18 protein-coding genes and 1 riboswitch are annotated in these 18,755 nt (G+C 59.4%); of the genes, 11 read left to right on the forward strand and 7 right to left on the reverse strand.

Annotated elements, in window-relative coordinates; genetic code table 11:
• Nucleotides 1–23 precede the first annotated feature (23 nt).
• The 5 genes from ALP8811_RS02070 to ALP8811_RS02085 form a co-directional block, all read right to left on the reverse strand.
• The gene (locus ALP8811_RS02070; RefSeq protein WP_108855536.1) at nucleotides 24–998 is read right to left on the reverse strand and encodes a DUF2927 domain-containing protein; all 975 of its coding nucleotides are present in this window, start codon (nucleotides 996–998) and stop codon (nucleotides 24–26) included.
• A 28-nt stretch (nucleotides 999–1,026) separates the two neighbouring features.
• Entirely contained in the window at nucleotides 1,027–2,220 is a 1,194-nt protein-coding gene (locus ALP8811_RS02075) for a toxic anion resistance protein (protein ID WP_108855537.1), read from the reverse strand.
• Between the two features lie 17 nt (nucleotides 2,221–2,237).
• Nucleotides 2,238–3,122, reverse strand: a complete 885-nt coding sequence (locus ALP8811_RS02080; RefSeq protein WP_108855538.1) for a 5-bromo-4-chloroindolyl phosphate hydrolysis family protein — start codon at nucleotides 3,120–3,122, stop codon at nucleotides 2,238–2,240.
• On the reverse strand, nucleotides 3,122–3,265 hold the full coding sequence (locus ALP8811_RS16290) for a hypothetical protein (RefSeq protein WP_181363671.1): 144 nt from the start codon (nucleotides 3,263–3,265) through the stop codon (nucleotides 3,122–3,124). The genes ALP8811_RS02080 and ALP8811_RS16290 overlap by 1 nt, the downstream gene beginning before the upstream one ends.
• 135 nt (nucleotides 3,266–3,400) lie before the next feature.
• Nucleotides 3,401–4,459, reverse strand: a complete 1,059-nt coding sequence (locus ALP8811_RS02085) for an alkane 1-monooxygenase (protein WP_370738867.1) — start codon at nucleotides 4,457–4,459, stop codon at nucleotides 3,401–3,403.
• Nucleotides 4,460–4,603: 144 nt separating this feature from the next.
• Between ALP8811_RS02085 and ALP8811_RS02090 the strand changes: the two genes are divergently transcribed.
• From ALP8811_RS02090 to ALP8811_RS02110, 5 genes are all read left to right on the forward strand, one after another.
• Complete coding sequence (locus ALP8811_RS02090) at nucleotides 4,604–6,289, forward strand: NAD(P)H-dependent oxidoreductase subunit E (RefSeq protein WP_181363751.1); 1,686 nt, start codon at nucleotides 4,604–4,606, stop codon at nucleotides 6,287–6,289.
• Between the two features lie 110 nt (nucleotides 6,290–6,399).
• Entirely contained in the window at nucleotides 6,400–7,038 is a 639-nt protein-coding gene (locus ALP8811_RS02095; protein ID WP_108855540.1) for a lysoplasmalogenase family protein, read from the forward strand.
• 80 nt (nucleotides 7,039–7,118) lie between these two features.
• A complete protein-coding gene (ftsY, locus tag ALP8811_RS02100) occupies nucleotides 7,119–8,366 on the forward strand; it encodes a signal recognition particle-docking protein FtsY (RefSeq protein ID WP_108855541.1) in 1,248 nt (415 codons plus the stop codon).
• 6 nt (nucleotides 8,367–8,372) lie between these two features.
• Entirely contained in the window at nucleotides 8,373–9,275 is a 903-nt protein-coding gene (locus tag ALP8811_RS02105; RefSeq protein ID WP_108855542.1) for an EamA family transporter, read from the forward strand.
• A 10-nt stretch (nucleotides 9,276–9,285) separates the two neighbouring features.
• Nucleotides 9,286–9,888: an inner membrane-spanning protein YciB gene (locus ALP8811_RS02110; protein ID WP_108855543.1), complete on the forward strand. Its 603-nt coding sequence runs from the start codon at nucleotides 9,286–9,288 to the stop codon at nucleotides 9,886–9,888.
• 20 nt (nucleotides 9,889–9,908) lie between these two features.
• Here ALP8811_RS02110 and ALP8811_RS02115 read toward each other — a convergent pair whose 3' ends face one another.
• Entirely contained in the window at nucleotides 9,909–10,610 is a 702-nt protein-coding gene (locus ALP8811_RS02115; RefSeq protein WP_108855544.1) for a glutathione S-transferase N-terminal domain-containing protein, read from the reverse strand.
• 121 nt (nucleotides 10,611–10,731) lie between these two features.
• Nucleotides 10,732–10,810, forward strand: a riboswitch (SAM riboswitch).
• Nucleotides 10,811–10,874: 64 nt separating this feature from the next.
• On the opposite strand from ALP8811_RS02115, the gene ALP8811_RS02120 reads away from it, so the two are divergent.
• The 4 genes from ALP8811_RS02120 to ALP8811_RS02135 all read left to right on the forward strand — a co-directional run bounded on the left by ALP8811_RS02120 (nucleotide 10,875) and on the right by ALP8811_RS02135 (nucleotide 15,193).
• On the forward strand, nucleotides 10,875–12,053 hold the full coding sequence (locus ALP8811_RS02120) for an aminotransferase class I/II-fold pyridoxal phosphate-dependent enzyme (protein WP_108855545.1): 1,179 nt from the start codon (nucleotides 10,875–10,877) through the stop codon (nucleotides 12,051–12,053).
• 85 nt (nucleotides 12,054–12,138) lie between these two features.
• Entirely contained in the window at nucleotides 12,139–13,245 is a 1,107-nt protein-coding gene (gene folE2, locus ALP8811_RS02125; protein ID WP_108855546.1) for a GTP cyclohydrolase FolE2, read from the forward strand.
• A gap of 84 nt (nucleotides 13,246–13,329) precedes the next feature.
• Entirely contained in the window at nucleotides 13,330–14,778 is a 1,449-nt protein-coding gene (locus ALP8811_RS02130) for a TrkH family potassium uptake protein (RefSeq protein ID WP_108855547.1), read from the forward strand.
• Between the two features lie 85 nt (nucleotides 14,779–14,863).
• Nucleotides 14,864–15,193 (forward strand): hypothetical protein, encoded by a 330-nt coding sequence (locus tag ALP8811_RS02135; protein WP_108855548.1) that lies wholly within the window; start codon nucleotides 14,864–14,866, stop codon nucleotides 15,191–15,193.
• A gap of 93 nt (nucleotides 15,194–15,286) precedes the next feature.
• On the opposite strand, the gene ALP8811_RS02140 is transcribed toward ALP8811_RS02135, so the two are convergent.
• Nucleotides 15,287–17,128 carry a trypsin-like peptidase domain-containing protein gene (locus ALP8811_RS02140; protein WP_108855549.1) on the reverse strand — a complete coding sequence of 614 codons (1,842 nt, stop codon included), beginning with the start codon at nucleotides 17,126–17,128 and terminating at the stop codon, nucleotides 15,287–15,289.
• A 215-nt stretch (nucleotides 17,129–17,343) separates the two neighbouring features.
• Between ALP8811_RS02140 and ALP8811_RS02145 the strand changes: the two genes are divergently transcribed.
• Both ALP8811_RS02145 and ALP8811_RS02150 read left to right on the forward strand, forming a co-directional pair.
• Entirely contained in the window at nucleotides 17,344–18,288 is a 945-nt protein-coding gene (locus tag ALP8811_RS02145) for a glycine--tRNA ligase subunit alpha (protein WP_108855550.1), read from the forward strand.
• Complete coding sequence (locus ALP8811_RS02150; protein WP_108855551.1) at nucleotides 18,285–18,752, forward strand: DUF6446 family protein; 468 nt, start codon at nucleotides 18,285–18,287, stop codon at nucleotides 18,750–18,752. Before ALP8811_RS02145 ends, ALP8811_RS02150 begins: the two co-directional genes overlap by 4 nt.
• The last annotated feature ends 3 nt before the right edge of the window (nucleotides 18,753–18,755 follow it).

The raw sequence follows: 18,755 nt of genomic DNA on the forward strand, positions 1-18,755 counted from the left end.
AATCCTCCTAGGGGGCAAACGGGTCAAACAGAGCCGCCCATCAGTTCGGCTGCAATTTTTGTGAAGATCGGGCGCGCCTCGTCGGCGGTCATGCCGGGTTGCAGGCGCTTGTCATAGAGCATCCGCAACAAAAGCTCGTCATGGCTTGTCAGAAGCCCGAACTCGTCGGAATCGTTGAAGATCGAGGGGCGGGCCTCGGGGCTGTCATTGGGCAGGCCAAGGCCCTGCGCCAATTCCTCGTGGATACAGGCGGCGCGCATCAGGTCCGGCAACTCGGCGCGGATCACGGCGACGGCACGCTCGATACGATTGTCGTCGTCGCGGTCGCCGGCAAAGACAACGCATTGTGTATCGCGGTTCAGATTGGCGATCTGGTAGAGATCGGCGTCACTGATGCCAGGCACTGCACGGCGCAACTCGGGCGCACTGACACGGCGTTCGTCTTCAGTCAGGATGAGGACGGTGAAATTCACGCCAAGCGGAACGGCCCCAGAGGCGGCGCTGATCGGATGACCGGTCAAGCGGGCCAGTCGAGCCACATAGGGCGCGAAGACCTGTCGGTCGGTCTCGCGCTGATCCTCTGGCACATTGGCCCCGAAGTTCAGCCCAAAGCGCACGGGCCGGGTCCAGCGCGTCAGCTTGACCGGGCGTTCCAGTGTGATCCGGCGATCACCCACCTTGCTGTATTCGTTGTTGAAGGCGATGCGCTCGAAGTTTCGTACCAGCATGGCGTTGGTGAAAGGCGTGTCTGGACCACCCCCATCACCGCGCAGCTGGTCATGCACCAGACGGCTTGCCTGAATCTTGGAATAGTAATTCCGAAGATAGGCACTGCTGTCTTTCGCATGGCCGACCGTCAGTTGCGGCAAAGATGCTACCGGCTGAGGGGGTGGCGCTTTGCCCCGCGTCGTCTGCTGCAAGGTACAGCCCATCACAGCAGTCAGGGCCGTCATCGCAATGACGGCCCGTGTGATCTTGTGAATTGCGGTTCTGCTCACCAATCTGCCTTTCGGGGTTTCGCCCTTCTTAGCTGTCAGACACGCTTTCGGCCAGATTGTGACCTGACGCTGTGCCACGTGCCTTGGCGGATGCCAGAGTTTCCTTCAGCTCGGCCTCCATCTTGACCAGCTCTTCTTCGGCTTCGGCGCGTTTGGCTTTGCCTTCGTCGGCAATGGCAAGGCTTTCCTCGATCGTTGCGATCAGGGTGGCGTTGGCAGATTTCACCGCTTCGATGTCGAAGACGCCGCGCTCCATTTCCTGACGGACCATGCGGTTGGCCTCTTGCAGGTTTTCGGCGTTGGCGGTCAGCAGCTCGTTGGTCAGGTCGGTGGCGTCCTTCACGGCAACCGCCGCTTCGGCCGAACGCTGGATGGTCACGGCCTGTGCCAACTGGGTTTCCCACAGCGGCACGGTGTTCACCAAGGTCGAGTTGATCTTGGTCACCAGCGACTTGTCGTTTTCCTGGACCAACCGGATCGAGGGCAGCGACTGCATCGTCACCTGACGGGTCAGTTTCAGGTCATGCACGCGGCGTTCCAGATCGTCACGCGCGGCGCGCAGGTCACGAAGCTCTTGCGCTTTGATCACGCCTTGATCTTCGGGGGCGGCGTCGACTTCGGCCACTTTGGCGGGGATCACAGTGTCATCCAATTCGGCCAACTTGGCTTCACCGGCGGCAATGTACAGCGCCAGTTCATCATAGAAATCGAGTGTCTTCTCATAGAGCTTGTCGAGCGACTTGATGTCTTTCAGCAGCACATGTTCGTGGTTCAGAAGGTTGTCGGTGATCTTGTCGATCTGGCCCTGAACGTCCTCGTAGCGCGCCATGAATTTGGCGGCAGGGGCCAAGCGGCCCAAAAGCTTCTCCCACCAGCTGCGCTTGCGGCGCATATCCAACTCGCTGATCGAGAAGCCGCGGATTGTTGTCACGATGTTGCGCAGGCTGTCGCCCGCCGGGCCAACATCTTTGTTGCGCACGCCTTGCAGCATGTCTTGGCTGATGACTTGAAGTTCGGACTGTGCAGAAGAGCCAAATTCGATGATCGATTGGCTGTTCGCCATGTCGATCTCGTCCATGCGCTTTTGAATTTCGGCGCTGGTGGGCTTGTCCGCCTCGGCCAAAGGCACCAGAGCGGTCGATGGCTCGGGCAGGATCACGGCGGTGGCTTCTTCAATCTCTTTCAGAGCGGCTTGCGCCTGTTCGCGGGTTGTCTGGGTCATCACATTATCCTCGTCACTTAATCTTCAGAACGCACACCTTCGCGTGCCAATCGTTCGCGTAGAACCTCGATTTCCACATCAAGATCACTGCGATCATCTTTCAGGAATTGTTTGGTTTTTGCCGTGAAATTTGCTTCCAAATCGTCCAGCAGGGCTTCGTAGTCTGCCAATGCGCCGCCATGCGGATCGCGCAGGTGAATGTCGACAAACTTGGCCGTCGCGTCACGCGCACCCAGTAGATAGACGCCCAGATATTTCCGGGCAGACGTCAGATCGCGGGGGTCGTCTTCGACGGTTCGAAACATGTCGCGTGCGGTTGCGATGAACTGATCCAAACGTGCCTCGACGCGGCGGTCACGAATGCGCGCGATGGTCTCGCGCATGGTGTTCAGATGCTTCTCGGCCTCGCCCACAGCGCGGGCCACGCGGTCGGTTTGAAATTCGTCTACGCCTTCTGCGCTTTTGTTGCGCAGGGGGTCGGGGCCAAATGCTGCCAAGTGCAAGCCGACACCAAGCGCGCCAAAGATCACAGCGTTCAGAACCGAGCCTCCGGCAAATCCCACCAGCGCCAGTCCCGCCCCCATCAGCGCGGACCCAAAGAGCTTGCGCGGAATGGCGGGGCGGCGTGCAATCTTGCGCGCGTCATAGGCCTGATGGGCCATCACGCCGTCGCGGGTCAGCCACGCCGATCCGATTAGAAGCCCGAATGCCACAAGGGTCAGCGCCATTTCGGTTGGCGGTTGAAAAAATGCACGGATCGCAAGGGGCAGGGGGGCAAGGAACAGAAAGTTCACGCGCCCAGCGCTGCGGGCCGGTTCCTGGCCATCGAAAGGACGGCGGGTGGGCGGCGCATTCTTGGGCTGCCCGCCGGGGCTGAATTCGCCACCAAATCGCTGTGCCATTACGCGCCCCCCATGATCGAGACATAGAGGATCAGCGCGAGCAGCATGAAGAACGCAGTTTTCTGCAATCCATTTTCCGACACGTTCAGATCCCTTCCAGAAACGGCGTTGCAATTGCCAAGAAAGCCGAGGCGCGATTGCACGCCGTGCGGCCTTTTAGAACAACACGTTCCATGAGTTTTGTATCAGTAAGAAGAATAAGCCTGACCACGTGATAAACAAGGGGGAATGCTTTTGCAGGCTCCCCCTTGGCGGGAATTTACGCAGTAACTAGCGGATTACTCGGGCTGCGCGTTCGAAGCCTGTTCGCGCCATCCCTTCAGCGAGCGTCCCATGACCCGGTTCCACAACGTCGGAGACAAGGCAAGCGTCGCCATGACCGGCAGCGAATATGGCATCATTGGTGCCTCTTGAGACGAGGGTAGGCGCAGGGCCGGATAGGGTCGCATCGGATGGGCGTGGTGATCTGAATGGCGCGGGGCGTTCAGCATCATATGTGCGGTGAACCAATGCGGGGCATTCCAGCTGTGTTGTGGGCCGACCGGTTCAAGGCGCCCATCTTCGCGGGTCTCTCGCATCAATCCGTAGTGCTGCACATAGTCCGACAAGAGCAGCTGCATTTGGGCATAGGCACAGATGAGAACATAACCGACAAGTCCGCCGAATCCGCCGATCACCACAGCGAGGCTGATCATCAGCACGCCACCCAGCACATAGATAATATATGGGTTGCGCAGATTGCTGCGCCCGGCGCGCTCCAAGTCGTGTTGCTCCATTTCATAGCCTGCCCAAAAAGATCCCTTCCACGCACGCGGCGCGAAAGCGTAGAAGCTTTCACCTTCCTGCGCGGTATTGGGATCGTCGGGTGTGGCGACAAAACGGTGATGAACCTTCGGGTGGGCCGAGCTGTGATGCCCGAACAGAAGCGAGATATAGACCCACACACCCAACCGCCTTAGCCCGCGGTGGCGGCGGTGAATGAGTTCATGCGCATTCGAGTTTGAGACCTGACCGAAATACAGGCCCGCCCCCCACAACAGCCCAAGACGCTCCCACCCCGTCAAGCCGGTTTTTCCTGAGAAGGCGAGGATGACCAAGGCAAGCGCCACGAAATGCGACACGGCTATCGCGATGGACAGAATGTCTGCATCTTTCGCGATGCTATCTTCATCCAGTGTCGGGGTGATGCGCGAGATTGCCTGATCCAAGCCAAAGGCGACGGCGGTCATATAAAGCACCAGTAGGACGCAGAAAACTCCGCCCAAAAGGCTTGCGGCAGCGATCAAAATCGCCGGGATGCCCGCCGCGATGACGAAGAACCGTAAAGGGTGTGACACCATAAACCTCGGACGATGAATTGCCGTTCCTGTATGTAAACTGGAAAGCGCGCTTCTACGCAATCCGTCATGCTCATGTCGCTTTTGAATGGCGCGGGGTACTGGGCGGTCGTTATGATACGCGAGTGCTTCAAGGGGATCATCATGGCGCTGGACGATAAAAAAGGCATCTGGAAATCGGGCAAAGGCAAGGGGCGTCGTACGCCCAAGGGCCGTCAGCTGAATATGGATGCGCTCGAGCGTGTGCAGGCTCTTCTGGGTGACCGGCCACGTCGCCGCGATCTGCTGATCGAGTTTTTGCACTTGATTCAGGACGAATACGGCCATTTGTCTGCCGACCACATCCGCGCGTTGGCGCAGGAAATGGGCACCGGCCAGGCCGAGATTTACGAGGTCGCCAGCTTCTACGCCCACTTTGATGTGGTGAAAGAAGGCGAGACGCCTCCGCCTGCGTTGACCATCCGAGTCTGTGATTCCCTGTCCTGCGAACTGGCCGGGGCCGAAGCGCTGCAAAAGGCGCTTGAGGATGGGTTGGATGCCTCGGAAGTGCGCGTCGTGCGCGCGCCGTGCATGGGCCGTTGCGATACTGCGCCGGTGCTGGAGCTGGGCCACAACCACGTCGATCACGCCACGTTTGACAAGACCTTGGCTGCGATCCAAGCCGATGACACCCATGCCCACATCCCCGACTATCAAGATCTGGCCGCCTATCAGGCTGAAGGCGGTTACGCCAAACTGGCCGAGTTGCGCGACGGTGGTGATTGGAAAGACGTGCAGGAAACCGTTCTGAACGCCGGTCTGCGCGGTCTTGGCGGCGCGGGCTTCCCGTCGGGCACCAAATGGGGCTTCGTGCGCGCCAATGAAGGCACGCGCTATCTGGCCGTCAACGGCGACGAGGGCGAACCGGGCACCTTCAAGGACCGCTACTATCTGGAACGCACACCGCATCTGATGCTGGAAGGCATGCTGATCGCCGCTTGGGCGGTCGAGGCCGAGACCTGTTTTATCTATATGCGCGACGAATACCCCGCTGTGCTGGACATCCTGCGCCGCGAGATTACTGCACTTGAAGACGCGGGCATCGTCACCCCCGGTTATATCGATCTGCGCCGTGGTGCAGGTGCCTATATCTGCGGCGAAGAAAGCGCGATGATCGAATCGATTGAAGGCAAACGCGGCGAACCGCGCCACCGCCCGCCGTTCGTGGCGCAGGTCGGCATCTTCAATCGCCCGACCTTGGTCCACAACGTCGAGACCCTGCATTGGGTTGCGCGGATCATGCGCGAAGGCCCCGAGATCCTGACCTCGGTCGAGAAGAACGGCCGCAAAGGTCTGCGCTCTTATTCGGTGTCGGGCCGTGTCGCCAATCCGGGCGTGCATCTGCTGCCTGCCGGATCGACCATCACTGATATCATCGAGGCTGCTGGTGGTATGCTCGATGGCCACAACTTCAAAGCCTATCAGCCGGGTGGCCCGTCCTCGGGTCTGTTGCCCGCGTCGATGGCCGACATCCCGCTGGACTTCGACACGCTGCAGCCGCATGGCACCTTCATCGGCTCTGCTGCCGTCGTGGTTCTGTCCGACAAAGACAGCGCCAAGGAAGCCGCTTTAAACATGCTGCGCTTCTTCGAGGATGAAAGCTGCGGTCAGTGTACCCCATGCCGCGTCGGTTGCGAGAAAGCTGTGAAGCTGATGCAAGCGGACAAGTGGGATCAGGATCTTCTGGAAGAGCTGAGCCAGACAATGGTCGACGCGTCGATCTGTGGTCTGGGGCAGGCTGCGCCGAACCCGATCCGTCTGACCATGAAGCACTTCCCGGACGAGGTCTGATCTTCCAAGTACGGTAACGTCATGCTTGACCCGCGCGTCATGCGCGGGTTGGCTGGGTGCGTGTTGACGGTGGTCAATGCGTTGTTAACCCACTTGGATTACGCAAAGACATGGCTCAACTGCCCCTCATCCTTGGCCTTCTGATCTCGCTGGCCTATTTCCCGCTGACTTCGCGCGCGCCCACGTGGCCGCGCTCGATCATCAAGACCATCCCGCTTCTGGCCTTTTCACTTGCGGCCTACTGGGGCGGAGGGTCAGCCTTTCTGGTGGCCGGATTGTTCCTGTCCGCGCTTGGGGATTTCGGGCTGTCGCGCGATGGGGACGGCCCGTTCCTGTACGGCCTGTCTGCCTTTGCCTTGGCGCACCTGCTGTTCATCCTGCACTTTCTTGGGCTCTCAGGTGCCCCGATCTACGATGCGTTCTCAACCGTACCCATTCCCGCGCTTGTTCTGGTCGGGCTGATGGTCTCGACCGAGCTGTGGTTGGCGACCCATACGGGGCACCTGCAATGGCCGGTCCGGATCTACGTCATCATCATCGGCGTGATGGGGCTGACCGCGCTGGCACTGCCCTTTGGTCTGACGGTCATGGGCGCGGGTTTATTCATCGTGTCTGACGTCATTCTTGCGATCAGCCTTTTCAGGATGTCCGACACCTATCACCACCGGCTGAAAGCGGGCTACGCGATCTGGGGCTTCTATATCGCCGGGCAGGCGCTGATCCTTCTGGGCGGGCTTGCTGCGCTGTAGTCAGTAAGGCTTGAAGCCCCCCTTCCATCCGACCCGATTGTGGCTTACTTGGAAAGGAAAGGGACTATGAGGGCGCTCGCATGGCATTCTTCTCGAAACTGAAGGACCGGTTGTTCAAATCGTCGTCGAAGCTTGAAGAAGGGCTTGAGGCGATCGTCGAAGATGGCGGCGAGGAAGAGCTGGTCGAGGAGGTCGAGGCCGAGGCCCCGGCTGAGGCTCCGGACCCCACGTCCGTTGACGTACCTTCTCCGGTTGAAGAAGCAACTCCCGAGCCCGAGCCCGAGCCCGAGCCCGAGCCCGAGCCCGAGCCCGAGCCCGAGCCTGTTGCGATTGTTGAAGAGCCCGCCGAGGTTTCACCGGAACCGGAACCGGAACCGGAACCGGAACCCGCTGCCCAACCGGCTGAGGCTCTTGTTGAAGCGGCCCCTGAAGCCGCCGAGAAACCGGGCCTTTTGGGCCGCATGTTCGGTCGCCGCGAAGCCCAAAAGGTCGTTCGGCGCACAGTTGACGATGACATGCTGGAAAGCCTCGAGGATCTGATGATCACGTCTGACATGGGCGTTGACACGGCCATGCGCGTGACCGCCAACATTTCGGAAAGCCACTACGGCAAGAAGTTGTCGGTGGACGAAATCAAAGCGGTTCTGGTGAGTGAGGTCACACGGATCATGGAACCCGTGGCCGTCCCCATGCCACTTTACTCCAAGCGTCCGCAGGTCGTGCTGATCGTGGGCGTTAATGGTGCCGGCAAGACCACCACAATTGGCAAGCTGGCCAGCCAGTTCACCGCTGCGGGCAAGAAGGTTGTGATCGCTGCAGGGGATACGTTCCGGGCCGCCGCGGTCGAGCAGCTTCAGGTCTGGGGTGATCGTGCTGGCGTGCCGGTTTTGACCGCGCCCGAAGGATCCGACCCCGCTTCGCTGGCCTTTGACGCCATGACACAGGCCGAGGCCGATGGCGCCGACCTTCTGATGATCGACACGGCGGGGCGTTTGCAGAACCGCTCGGACCTGATGGAAGAGCTGGCCAAGATCGTCCGTGTCATCAAGAAAAAAGACGAAAGCGCGCCGCACAACACGCTGTTGGTGCTGGATGCCACCACCGGCCAGAACGCGCTGTCTCAGGTCGGTACGTTCCAAGATCTGGCCGATGTGTCGGGCCTTGTGATGACCAAGCTGGATGGTACCGCGAAAGGCGGCGTCTTGGTTGCGCTGGCGGACAAGTTTGCGCTGCCGATTCACGCCATCGGCGTGGGCGAGCAAATCGACGATCTGGCCCCGTTCGACCCCGAAGAGTTCTCGCGTGCCCTGATCGGCATCACGGATTAATGCGGAATGAGCGACTGGCTGACGTCGCTTGAAGGTACGCCCGCTGGGCATGACCTTGCGCTGGTCCTAGCGCTGTCTGCGGCCTTTCTGCATGCGCTTTTCGGCGCGCTTCAAAAAGGGCGCCATGATCCGTGGCTGTCGCGCGGGGCGATTGATCTCAGCTATGGCCTGATCGCGGCCCCGTTTGCGCTGTTCGTGGTGCCGTGGCCCGAGCCGCATATGTGGCCGATCTTCGCCGTCGTGTTTGTGATCCACGTGGGCTACAAACTGGCGCAAAGCTATACCTATGTGCTGGGCTCCTACACCGTGGTTTACCCCGTGGTGCGTGGCACAGGTCCGTTGTTCACGGTCATCGGCGCGGGTTTCCTGTTTGGTGAGAGCTTCACGGCTCTGCAATGGGTCGGCGTGTTGACCCTTGTGGCCGGGATTTTCGCCTTGGCTGCTTACAACCTGCGCCATTGGCCCCTCGGTCGGGACAAGCTGAGGCCCGCCCTTGCGATGGCGGTGCTAACCGGTGGGTTCGTTGCTGCCTATACCACCTATGACGCGTACGGCATCCGCGCGACTGCAGACCCGTTTACCTTCCTCGCCTGGTTCTTTTTTATCGACGGGTTCTTCATGCCGGTGATTGCAGCCCTTAGATGGAAGAACATGGCCGCGCGTCCTGCACTTGCCCCCTTGATGGGGCGCGGTGTGTTGGGGGCCTTCGTGGCCTTCGCCAGCTTTGGTTCGATCATGCTGGCGACACGTCTGGACAGTGTGGGCGAGGCAGCGGTGTTGCGCGAAACCTCGACCGTGTTCGCGGCCTTGATCGGCTGGATCGTGCTGGGCGAGAAGGTCGGGCCACGTAGGCTTGTGATGATGGCTTTGATTGCGGCGGGCGCCGTGCTAGTCGAAATGGGCGGATGAAGGAGTTCCCATGACCGAGAAACAGGTAAACCCCGCCCTGCGTGGCGCGCTAGAATACGGACCCATTGTCCTGTTCTTCGCCGCCTACACGTTCTTGAAAGATCAGACCTTCATGGTCGCGGGGACCGAGTATTCAGGCTTTGTCGCCGTCACGGCGATGTTCATCCCGGTGCTGGTGCTGGCCACGTTGGCGATGTGGAAACTGACCGGCCACCTGTCGAAAATGCAGATCGTCACGCTGGTGCTGGTGATTGGGTTTGGTGGCTTGTCGATCTGGTTCAACGACGAACGCTTCTTCAAGATGAAGCCCACAATGATCTATCTGCTGTTTGCGGGGCTTCTGGGCTTTGGCCTGATGCGCGGCGAAAGCTATCTTGAGGCCGTGATGGACAAAGCGCTGCCGCTGGAACGCGAGGGTTGGATGATCTTGACCAAGCGGCTGGCCGTGTTCTTCCTTCTGCTGGCCGTCGCGAACGAGGCGATCTGGCGCATGATGTCCACGGATGCCTGGGTGAATTTCAAAACCTTCGGTCTGCCCGTGGCAACCTTTGGGTTTTTCATGTCTCAAGCGGGTCTTTTCAAGCGTTTCGGGACGGACGAAGAAGCGTCCTAGGCCCGCCCGAATGCAAGACTTTACCGCTTGAACAACAGTTCCTGCGCTTTGCGGTCATCTTCCAGATTGCTGCGATTTTCAGCCGCAACAGCGCGGCCACGCTGAACGGCGGGGCGTGCGCCGACCTCCTCCAGCCAGCGAGACAGGTTGGGCTTGTCGCTTAGATCCTGCTGCTGGCCTTCCCACAGCGATGCCCAGCCCCAACAGGCCATGTCGGCAATCGAAAAGAAGTCGCCAGCCAGATAACGTGTCTTGGCCAGACGCCGATCCATGACGCCGTATAGGCGGGCAACCTCGGCCCGATAGCGATCCTTGGCATAGGGCAGGTCCTGCGGTGGATCCATGGCAGGCGCGTATTTCAGAAAGTGATGCGCCTGACCCGCCATCGGCCCCAGCCCGCCCATTTGCCACATTAGCCACTCTTCGACAACGACCCGATCCCGCTCGGTCTCGCCATAGAATTGCCCGGTCTTGCGGGCGAGGTATTGTAGGATCGCGCCGCTTTCAAAGACCGAAATAGGCGCCCCGTCGGGACCATCAGGATCAACAATCGCGGGCATCCTGTTGTTCGGCGCGATCTCAAGAAACTCGGGCGCAAATTGATCGCCTGCGCCGATATTGATCAGCTTCACCTCATAGGGCAGGCCCATCTCTTCTAATGCGATCGAGATTTTCCAGCCGTTTGGCGTCGGCCAATAGTAAAGTTCAATGGGTTCGGACATCGTGTTTCCTTTCGCGTCCTTCAGAACATGGCATTCCCCTGCAAAATGGCAAGCATGCAGTTTTCACGATGTGGCGAGCCAATCCTTGGCGGCTCTTGACGCCTTAGTTTACAGGCGGTAGGGCTGTGTCCGAGGCGATTTGTCCACCGGATTGCGGGCCTCGTGAAATATTCCGCTAAAGAGGTCAGGGTAGGCGGGGCATCCCGTGCTGTGTCCCCCGACGCTCTCTGCGGTGGGGGTTTTTTTGTGCGAAAGGAACGCGCGATGACGAAATGGGGAAAACGGACCGAAGCTGTCCATGGTGGCGTACGCCGCAGCCAGTTTAACGAGCTGTCCGAGGCCATGTTCATGACACAGGCCTTTGTTTACCCAACCGCCGAGGACGCCGAAGCCCGCTTCATCAAAAGCGGCCATGACGAGTTCATCTATGCGCGCTACGGCAACCCCACGAACCGTATGTTCGAAGACCGTATTGCCGCGATGGAGGGCACGGAAGACGCTTTTGCCTGTGCGTCCGGCATGGCGGCAGTGAACGGCGCTTTGATGGCTCTGACGCAGGCGGGCGACCACGTCGTGTCTTCGCGTGCGCTGTTTGGGTCGTGCCTTTATGTGCTTGAGGATATTCTGGGTCGGTTCGGCGTGGAAATCACTCTGGTTGACGGCACCGACAATCAGGCGTGGGAAGATGCGATCCGTCCCGATACCAAGGTTGTCTTCCTTGAAGCGATCTCGAACCCGACGCTTGAAGTGATTGATCTGGCCCATGTGGTGAAGATCGCCCATGCGAATGGCGCATTGGTTGTGGTGGATAACGCCATGCCAACGCCGATCTTTTCCTATGCGACCGAAATGGGCGCCGATCTGGTGGTCTATTCCACGACCAAGCACGTGGACGGCCAAGGCCGGATGCTGGGCGGGGCTATCTGCGGCTCGCGCGAGCTGATCCGCGGCCCGATCGAGACCTATGTCAAACATACCGGCGGTGCGATCAACCCGTTCGCCGCGTGGACCCATCTGAAAGCGCTCGAAACGTTGGATTTGCGTGTGCGGGCGCAGGCCGAGGGGGCGCTGAAGGTGACGGATGCGCTTCAGGGCCACCCGAAACTGTCGCGGATCAGCTATCCGACCCACCCCTCGCATCCGCAATACGACATTGCGATCCAGCAGGCGCCGTCGGGCGGAACCGTGCTGGCCATCGAAGTGGATGGCGGCAAAGAGGCCTGCTTCCGCTTCCTGAATGCGCTTCAGATCTTCACGATCTCGAACAACTTCGCGGATGCGAAATCCATCGCGACGCACCCGGCCACCACGACGCACCAGCGCCTTCCGCAAGAGCAGAAGGACATGCTGGGTATTTCGGATGGTCTGGTGCGCCTGTCCATCGGGCTTGAGGATATCGATGATCTGATCGCGGATCTTCTGAGCGGCTTGGACGCGGCCTGATCTGTCGCATTTCGTCCATCGCGTTTGGCGTTTATGTGTCAAACGAATATGATATAGACGTGCGACAGCAGGATGGGGGTTCGATATGAACCAGATGAAGCGCAAAGGCGGTGACGCGGTGGATACCGCGCAGGCACAGGATGCTCTCGAGGTTCTGCGCAACTGGGCTGCCAAGGCGGACCCTGTTGAAGTGGCTGCGTTGGACCCGGCCATTGCGCGGCTTTTGCCGTCGGCGGACCTGCCGAACTATCCTGAACTCAGCCGCACCTATCCCAGCGATTTCGAGCCGGATGCGGATTATAAGGCGTCGATGCCGGATCTGCAGAACGGCCCGGCCAGCCTGATCCAAGGCGCGAAGCGGCATATCCAGCATGTGGGCATTTCCAATTTCCGCCTGCCGATCCGCTATCACACCCGCGACGGGTCGGATGTCACACTGGAAACCTCGGTTACGGGGTCGGTCAGCCTTGAGGCGGGCAAGAAGGGCATCAACATGTCGCGCATTATGCGCAGCTTCTACGGCCATGCGGAAAAGACCTTCAGTTTTGATGTGATCGAAGCTGCGCTGGATGATTATAAGAACGATCTGGAAAGCTTGGATGCGCGGATTGAGATGCGCTTTTCTTATCCCGCGCGGGTAGAGAGCCTGCGGTCTGGCCTGTCTGGTTATCAATACTATGACATCGCGCTGGAACTGGTTGAGCATCGCGGTAAGCGACGCAAGTTCCTGCATCTGGACTATGTTTACAGCTCGACCTGCCCCTGTTCGCTCGAGCTGTCCGAGCACGCACGCCAGATGCGCGGGCAACTGGCGACACCGCATTCGCAGCGCTCGGTCGCGCGGATTTCGGTCGAGAAGATCCATCAGCCCTCGGGCACGCTTTGGTTCGAGGATCTGATTGATCTGTGCCGCGTGGCGGTGCCGACCGAAACGCAGGTGATGGTGAAACGCGAAGACGAACAGGCCTTTGCGGAACTGAACGCCGCGAACCCCATCTTTGTTGAAGATGCTGCCCGTCTGTTCTGCGAACAATTGCAGCAGGACGACCGGATCGGAGATTTCCGCATCGTCGCCAGCCATCAGGAAAGCCTGCACAGCCACGATGCCGTGTCGATCCTGATCGAAGGCGACACATTCGAGGCCGAAAGCCTTGATCCCAAGCTGTTTTCGACGCTGTTTCACGTTGGCTAGTACGGCGGCGAATGGGTGACACTGCGCGGGTTGCCGATACTCTGATGCTTGACACTCTGCGCCCATAGCGCCAACCCTTCGCCCATGTTGGACCTGCGACCTGTCATCTATGTTATCGGGCTTCTCGTCGCCGTTTTGGGCGCGACGATGCTGATCCCGGTTGTGGTCGACCTTGTCGACAACAATCCTGATTGGCAGGTGTTTCTGCAAAGCGCGGTTGTGACGATGCTGATCGGCGGGTCGATGGCGCTGTCCACGGCAAACGGCGTGGGCAAAGGCCTGACAATCCAACAAACCTTTCTTCTGACCACCGGTGTCTGGGTGGCGCTGCCCATCTTTGGGGCTTTGCCCTTTGCCTTGGGCGAACTTGACGCCCGCCCCGTGGATGCGTTCTTCGAGGCCATGTCAGGGCTGACCACCACTGGATCGACGGTGTTGTCTGGTCTGGAAGATTTGCCCAAAGGACTTCTGTTTTGGCGCGGGCTTTTGCAGTGGTTTGGCGGCATCGGCATCATTGTTGTGGCCATGGTGTTCCTGCCCGAATTGCGCGTCGGCGGCATGCAGATCTTCCGGTCCGAGGGCTTTGATACATTCGGTAAAATCCTGCCCCGGGCGACCGAGATTTCGTCACGTATCTCGGTGATTTATTTCACGCTGACGGCGCTGTGCGCGGTCACCTATTTTGCGCTGGGAATGAACTTTTTCGACGCCGTGACTCATGCAATGACCACCATCGCGACGGGTGGGTATGCGAACTATGATGCGTCTTTCGGGGCGTTTGGGGCCGGACCCGAATATGCGGCCGTGGTCTTCATGTTGCTGGCTGCCCTGCCGTTCGTGCGTTACGTGCAGATCCTTCAGGGCACCGCACGCCCACTGCTTTTTGACCCGCAGGTGCGCGGTTTTTTCATGACGCTGGTGGTGGTTGTCGCGATGCTGGCGCTGTGGCGCTGGTTGGCGGATGGTCAGGCCAGCGAAGAAGCGTTGCGCAAAACATTGTTCAACCTGACCTCGATCTTAACGGGAACGGGCTATGCCTCGCAGGACTACATGATGTGGGGCGGGTTCCCAGTTGTGATGTTCTTTTTCGTGGGCCTGATCGGGGGATGCGCTGGATCGACGGCCTGTTCAATCAAGATCTTCCGCTATCAGTTGCTGCTGTCTTCGATTAAAGCACAAATTCAGTCGATCCACTCGCCACACGGTATCTTTACACCTCGGTATGGTGGGCGTCGCGTGGACGAAGAAGTCCTGTCATCGGTCATGGGGTTCTTCGTGTTCTTCGTCGTGACCTTGGGCGTGACGGCTGTTGCGCTGGGCCTGACAGGATTGGACTTTACCACGTCCCTGTCCGGTGCCGCGGCGGCTTTGGCAAATATCGGACCCGGTTTGGGGGACCAGATTGGGCCGGCGGGCAATTTCGCGGGGCTCAGCGACACCGCCAAATGGATCTTGATTGCGGCGATGCTTATCGGGCGCTTGGAGCTGCTGGCTGTGTTCGTCCTGTTCACCGTGACGTTCTGGCGGGGGTGAAGCGGGCTGAGTTTTGCAAAGCTGTATTCGGTATATTGAAAGTAGTGCTGGGTAGTGTCGAAAGAATGTTCCTAGGAGTCCCACGATGTCATCCCAATCGCTCCATCCCAAGATAGACCTTTCGCGTTTGCGAGATATTGGTTGGCGGCTTTGGGACCCAATTGGCTTGATGTCTGATGGCGAGAATTGGAATGATGACGAGTACCTCTCGTTTGTTGACGAGTATGACACCTATCTAATGAACGCAGCGGGGCAGTTGCGAAGGGGTGCGTCAGATGCCGAAGTGGTGTCGTACTTGGTAAAAGTAGAAACCGAGTTTATGGGGCTTAACCAAGCTCCGGGTGTTCGTGCCAGAGCCGAAACCGTCGTAGAGGAAATCCGCGGCGATAAACTGCTTTGGGTTGAGGCAGATTGAGTTCGCTCCAAACAATTTGAATCTTTGAAATCGACAATCAAAAAGGCCCGAGGCGATCTGCCCGAGCCTTTGCTTATTGCGATGCGCCTCGGATCAGTTCCAGCAGCTAACCAGAACCGTCATATCGGCGGCCTTGGTGTTCAGCTCGACCGGATCGACCGAGGTGACGCTGTCCGTCGTGTTGGTCGCAACACCGTTTGCGGCCAGAAACTCGGCCACGGTGCCTGCGTCCATCGCAAAGTTGGTGTCGGCGGGTAGGGTGCGTCCGGAGGTGCCGCCTGCAGGCAGAAGCATTCCCATCACCGATCCGCCAGCGTCCAAAACCGGACCACCCGCATCACCGGGTAGGGCGGCAAGGGTCAGGCGCGACAGCTCGGATTCGCCGTTCAACCCGGTCAGTTCGGACAGGGTGCCGTAGGTCAGGCTGGGCGCGCTCAGACGACCCTCGTAGGAAAAGCCTGCCACGGCCACGTCTGATTTCAGGCGCGGCTCAGCAGCCAGGAAGGTCGCGAACGAGATCGGAGCTTGTGCCGTCGCGGGTTCCAGCAATGCCAGACCCAGTGCGTCGTCCGTGGCAACCACATTGGCATCGAACTCGTCATTGATTGAGACGCGGGCGCAGGATTGCACGGCCTGGATTGTGGTCAGGATGCGACCAGCACCATCCACATAGAAGCCCGACCGCGAGCGTTCCGGTGTGCGAATTTCCAACCCGGACACAAGGTCCAGACTTTGCGTCGAGGCATCCAGCCCGGCATCATCTGCCAGCGCTTGCGATCCGAGCGAAGCAAAGCTGGCTTTCATGTCGCGCAAGGCCAGATTGCGACGCTTGTCATCCCCCTTGGGCCAGACAAGCGTGAAGCCTTTTACGGTGCCGTCAACCAGCTTGACCTGCGTGAACGAGGTGATCTTGTCGTCCTCACCTTCGATGGTGAAGCCGTTCTTGCCGCGCTCGCGCGGGCCACCGGTTGGCACGATCTCGAGCGTTTGCAGAATGTCATAGAGTCCAAACAACGTGTTCTGGTCCCCGGTCTGGCTGATCATCACCAGTTGAACGTCGTTGTCGTCTTTGGTTTTGAAATGCACAAACGGGGCTTCGTAGCGGTCAAATTCGACCATGCCCGCGGGGATGGCCATGGCAAGACCTGCGGTCTGATCCTCGTAAGGCGCCATGCCAAGCGCCTCTAGAACAGACTGGTAGTTGTCCAGAAGCACCGCGCGTTGGCGGGTGGTCAGAACGCCTGTCGGGTCATAGCCCTTGTCCGCTTGCCACGCGGCCATCGATCGGCGGGTGCCGGGGCCGAACGCTCCATCAATGGCCGAGGTGTAAAACCCTTCCCACTGAAGTCCGACCTGCAGGGCCTTGCGCGCATCACGATCCAACGCCCGCTCGCTTGCCAATGCCTCGCGCTTGGTTTCTTCCTGAATGACGATAACCGGCTCGGTCGGCGTGGCGGGAACCACGGCAACGGTTTCGGTTTGCTGTTCTGGGGCGGTTTCGACTGCCGGTGCGGCGGGTTCTTCAATCGGCGCAGCGGCCAGTGTGCTTTCGCCCACGGGCCAGTATTGCTGGCGGAACTGGTTGGAAAAGGCGATGAAGCTATCTTGCGGGATCAGGCCCGCGTTTTTCAAGTTGCGCAGCTGCACGTCGGCAGCCCGTTCCGTGTACGGCCCAAGAACGATGGCATACCAATTGCCACCGATGCGAAATCCGCTCACGCCTTCAAGGCGCCCTGCATAGGCACGCGCACGCGCTTCGGCTTGGCCAAGCGTCGGCTGGGCTTCAACCTGAATCCACCGCACCGCCTGACTGTTTGTCGCTTGCTGTGCCGCGGCCGGCCCAGCCGAGAGCAGTGCAACAACGCTGGTGGCGGGCACCGAGGCCACGATGGGAAGAAGGCCGGTGGCCAATGCAAAGGCAAATTGTTTGGTCATGGATCCTCGTAGCCATAAAAGGCAAATTAGGCTGAATTTCGCGCAAGTAACACATCGGCGCCCGTGAAGGTCAATATCGCCATGCCGCCTTTCGGAAATTTATAGAGCGCTGGGGCAGGAAAACCCAACCCTTGTGCCCGTTTCCCGCGTTGACCCTGTTACACCCAGCGCCTATTGAGTGGCAGACTTCGCACAAACCAGTTCAGGGCAGCGCCATGGCCACGACCAAGACCAAACCGCAATGCTTTCAGGAAATCATCCTGCGGCTTCAGAATTATTGGGCCGAAAAGGGCTGCGCAGTGATGCAGCCGTACGACATGGAGGTCGGTGCAGGTACGTTCCACCCGGCCACCACGTTGCGTTCGCTTGGCTCGCAGCCTTGGGCAGCAGCTTACGTGCAGCCGTCGCGTCGTCCGACCGATGGGCGCTATGGCGAGAACCCGAACCGCTTGCAGCACTATTATCAGTACCAGGTGCTGATCAAACCCAGCCCACCCGATCTGCAAGAGCTGTACCTTGGTTCGCTCGAAGCCATCGGCATCGACATGGATCTGCACGACATTCGCTTCGTGGAAGATGACTGGGAAAGCCCCACACTGGGCGCTTGGGGTCTGGGATGGGAAGTTTGGTGTGATGGCATGGAAGTCAGCCAGTTCACCTATTTCCAGCAGGTCGGCGGACATGACTGCAAACCTGTCTCGGGCGAGCTGACCTATGGTTTGGAACGTCTGGCGATGTATGTGCTGGGCGTCGATCACGTGATGGACATGCCGTTCAACGCGCCGGATGCTCCGATCGCGCTGACGTATGGCGATGTGTTCAAGCAGACCGAAGAAGAATACGCGCGTTGGAACTTTGACGTGGCCAACACCGATGTATTGCTGCGCCATTTCGAGGAAGCCGAGGCCGAGTGTCAGGCGATCCTCGATCAGGAATACGTGGACCCGAAAACCGGCAAACGCATTGTCATGGCGCACCCGGCATATGACCAGTGCATCAAAGCCTCGCACCTGTTTAACCTTCTGGATGCGCGCGGCGTGATCTCGGTCACGGAACGTCAGGCCTATATCGGTCGCGTACGTACGCTGGCCAAACTGTGCGCCGATGCATTCGTTCAGACCGCTGCTGGCGGCTGGGCTGCTGATGGGGACGCGGCGTGAGCGGCCGTCTGGTAGGGACATTTATCGTGGGAATTGCCCTTATTGCCGGCGTTGCGATCTATTGGCTGCAGCTTTACGCCTTCTATGACGAAGTGTCGGCCGAGGACGGTATCCGCATGACCAATCTGGTTACCGGCCAGCCGGAAATCGTGATCTATGACAGCTTTGAAGGCATCGACGCCGACAGCTCGCCCCTCCGCTATCGCAGTTGCTTCACCACAACGATGAGCCTTGCGATGCTGACCGAGACTTTCGAGCACTACGAAGAAGCCACGCCCCTGACCGCGCCCAGTTGGTTCGATTGCTTTGACGCCGTCGCCATCGGGGCCGCGCTTGAACAGGGCGAAGCACTGGCCTTCGTGGGCGAGCGTGACATTAAAGATGGGGTCGACCGCGTCGTCGCCATATACCCTGATGGCCGGGGCTTTGCCTGGCATCAGCTGAACGAAAAATATAGCGAGTAAGCG

It is taken from the genome of Aliiroseovarius pelagivivens (genome assembly GCF_900302485.1).
In the GTDB taxonomy this organism is placed as follows: Bacteria; Pseudomonadota; Alphaproteobacteria; order Rhodobacterales; family Rhodobacteraceae; genus Aliiroseovarius; species Aliiroseovarius pelagivivens.

Coding starts and splice junctions, on each gene's coding strand:
- ALP8811_RS02140 (WP_108855549.1), bottom strand. CDS start 17,128: ATGACCAAACAATTTGCCTTTGCATTGGCCACCGGCCTTCTTCCCATC.
- ALP8811_RS02110 (WP_108855543.1), top strand. CDS start 9,286: ATGACCGAGAAACAGGTAAACCCCGCCCTGCGTGGCGCGCTAGAATAC.
- ALP8811_RS02090 (WP_181363751.1), top strand. CDS start 4,604: ATGGCGCTGGACGATAAAAAAGGCATCTGGAAATCGGGCAAAGGCAAG.
- ALP8811_RS02095 (WP_108855540.1), top strand. CDS start 6,400: ATGGCTCAACTGCCCCTCATCCTTGGCCTTCTGATCTCGCTGGCCTAT.
- ALP8811_RS02080 (WP_108855538.1), bottom strand. CDS start 3,122: ATGGCACAGCGATTTGGTGGCGAATTCAGCCCCGGCGGGCAGCCCAAG.
- ALP8811_RS02130 (WP_108855547.1), top strand. CDS start 13,330: ATGTTGGACCTGCGACCTGTCATCTATGTTATCGGGCTTCTCGTCGCC.
- ALP8811_RS02145 (WP_108855550.1), top strand. CDS start 17,344: ATGGCCACGACCAAGACCAAACCGCAATGCTTTCAGGAAATCATCCTG.
- ALP8811_RS02115 (WP_108855544.1), bottom strand. CDS start 10,610: ATGTCCGAACCCATTGAACTTTACTATTGGCCGACGCCAAACGGCTGG.
- ALP8811_RS02105 (WP_108855542.1), top strand. CDS start 8,373: ATGAGCGACTGGCTGACGTCGCTTGAAGGTACGCCCGCTGGGCATGAC.
- ALP8811_RS02120 (WP_108855545.1), top strand. CDS start 10,875: ATGACGAAATGGGGAAAACGGACCGAAGCTGTCCATGGTGGCGTACGC.
- ALP8811_RS02075 (WP_108855537.1), bottom strand. CDS start 2,220: ATGACCCAGACAACCCGCGAACAGGCGCAAGCCGCTCTGAAAGAGATT.
- ALP8811_RS02135 (WP_108855548.1), top strand. CDS start 14,864: ATGTCATCCCAATCGCTCCATCCCAAGATAGACCTTTCGCGTTTGCGA.
- ftsY (WP_108855541.1), top strand. CDS start 7,119: ATGGCATTCTTCTCGAAACTGAAGGACCGGTTGTTCAAATCGTCGTCG.
- folE2 (WP_108855546.1), top strand. CDS start 12,139: ATGAACCAGATGAAGCGCAAAGGCGGTGACGCGGTGGATACCGCGCAG.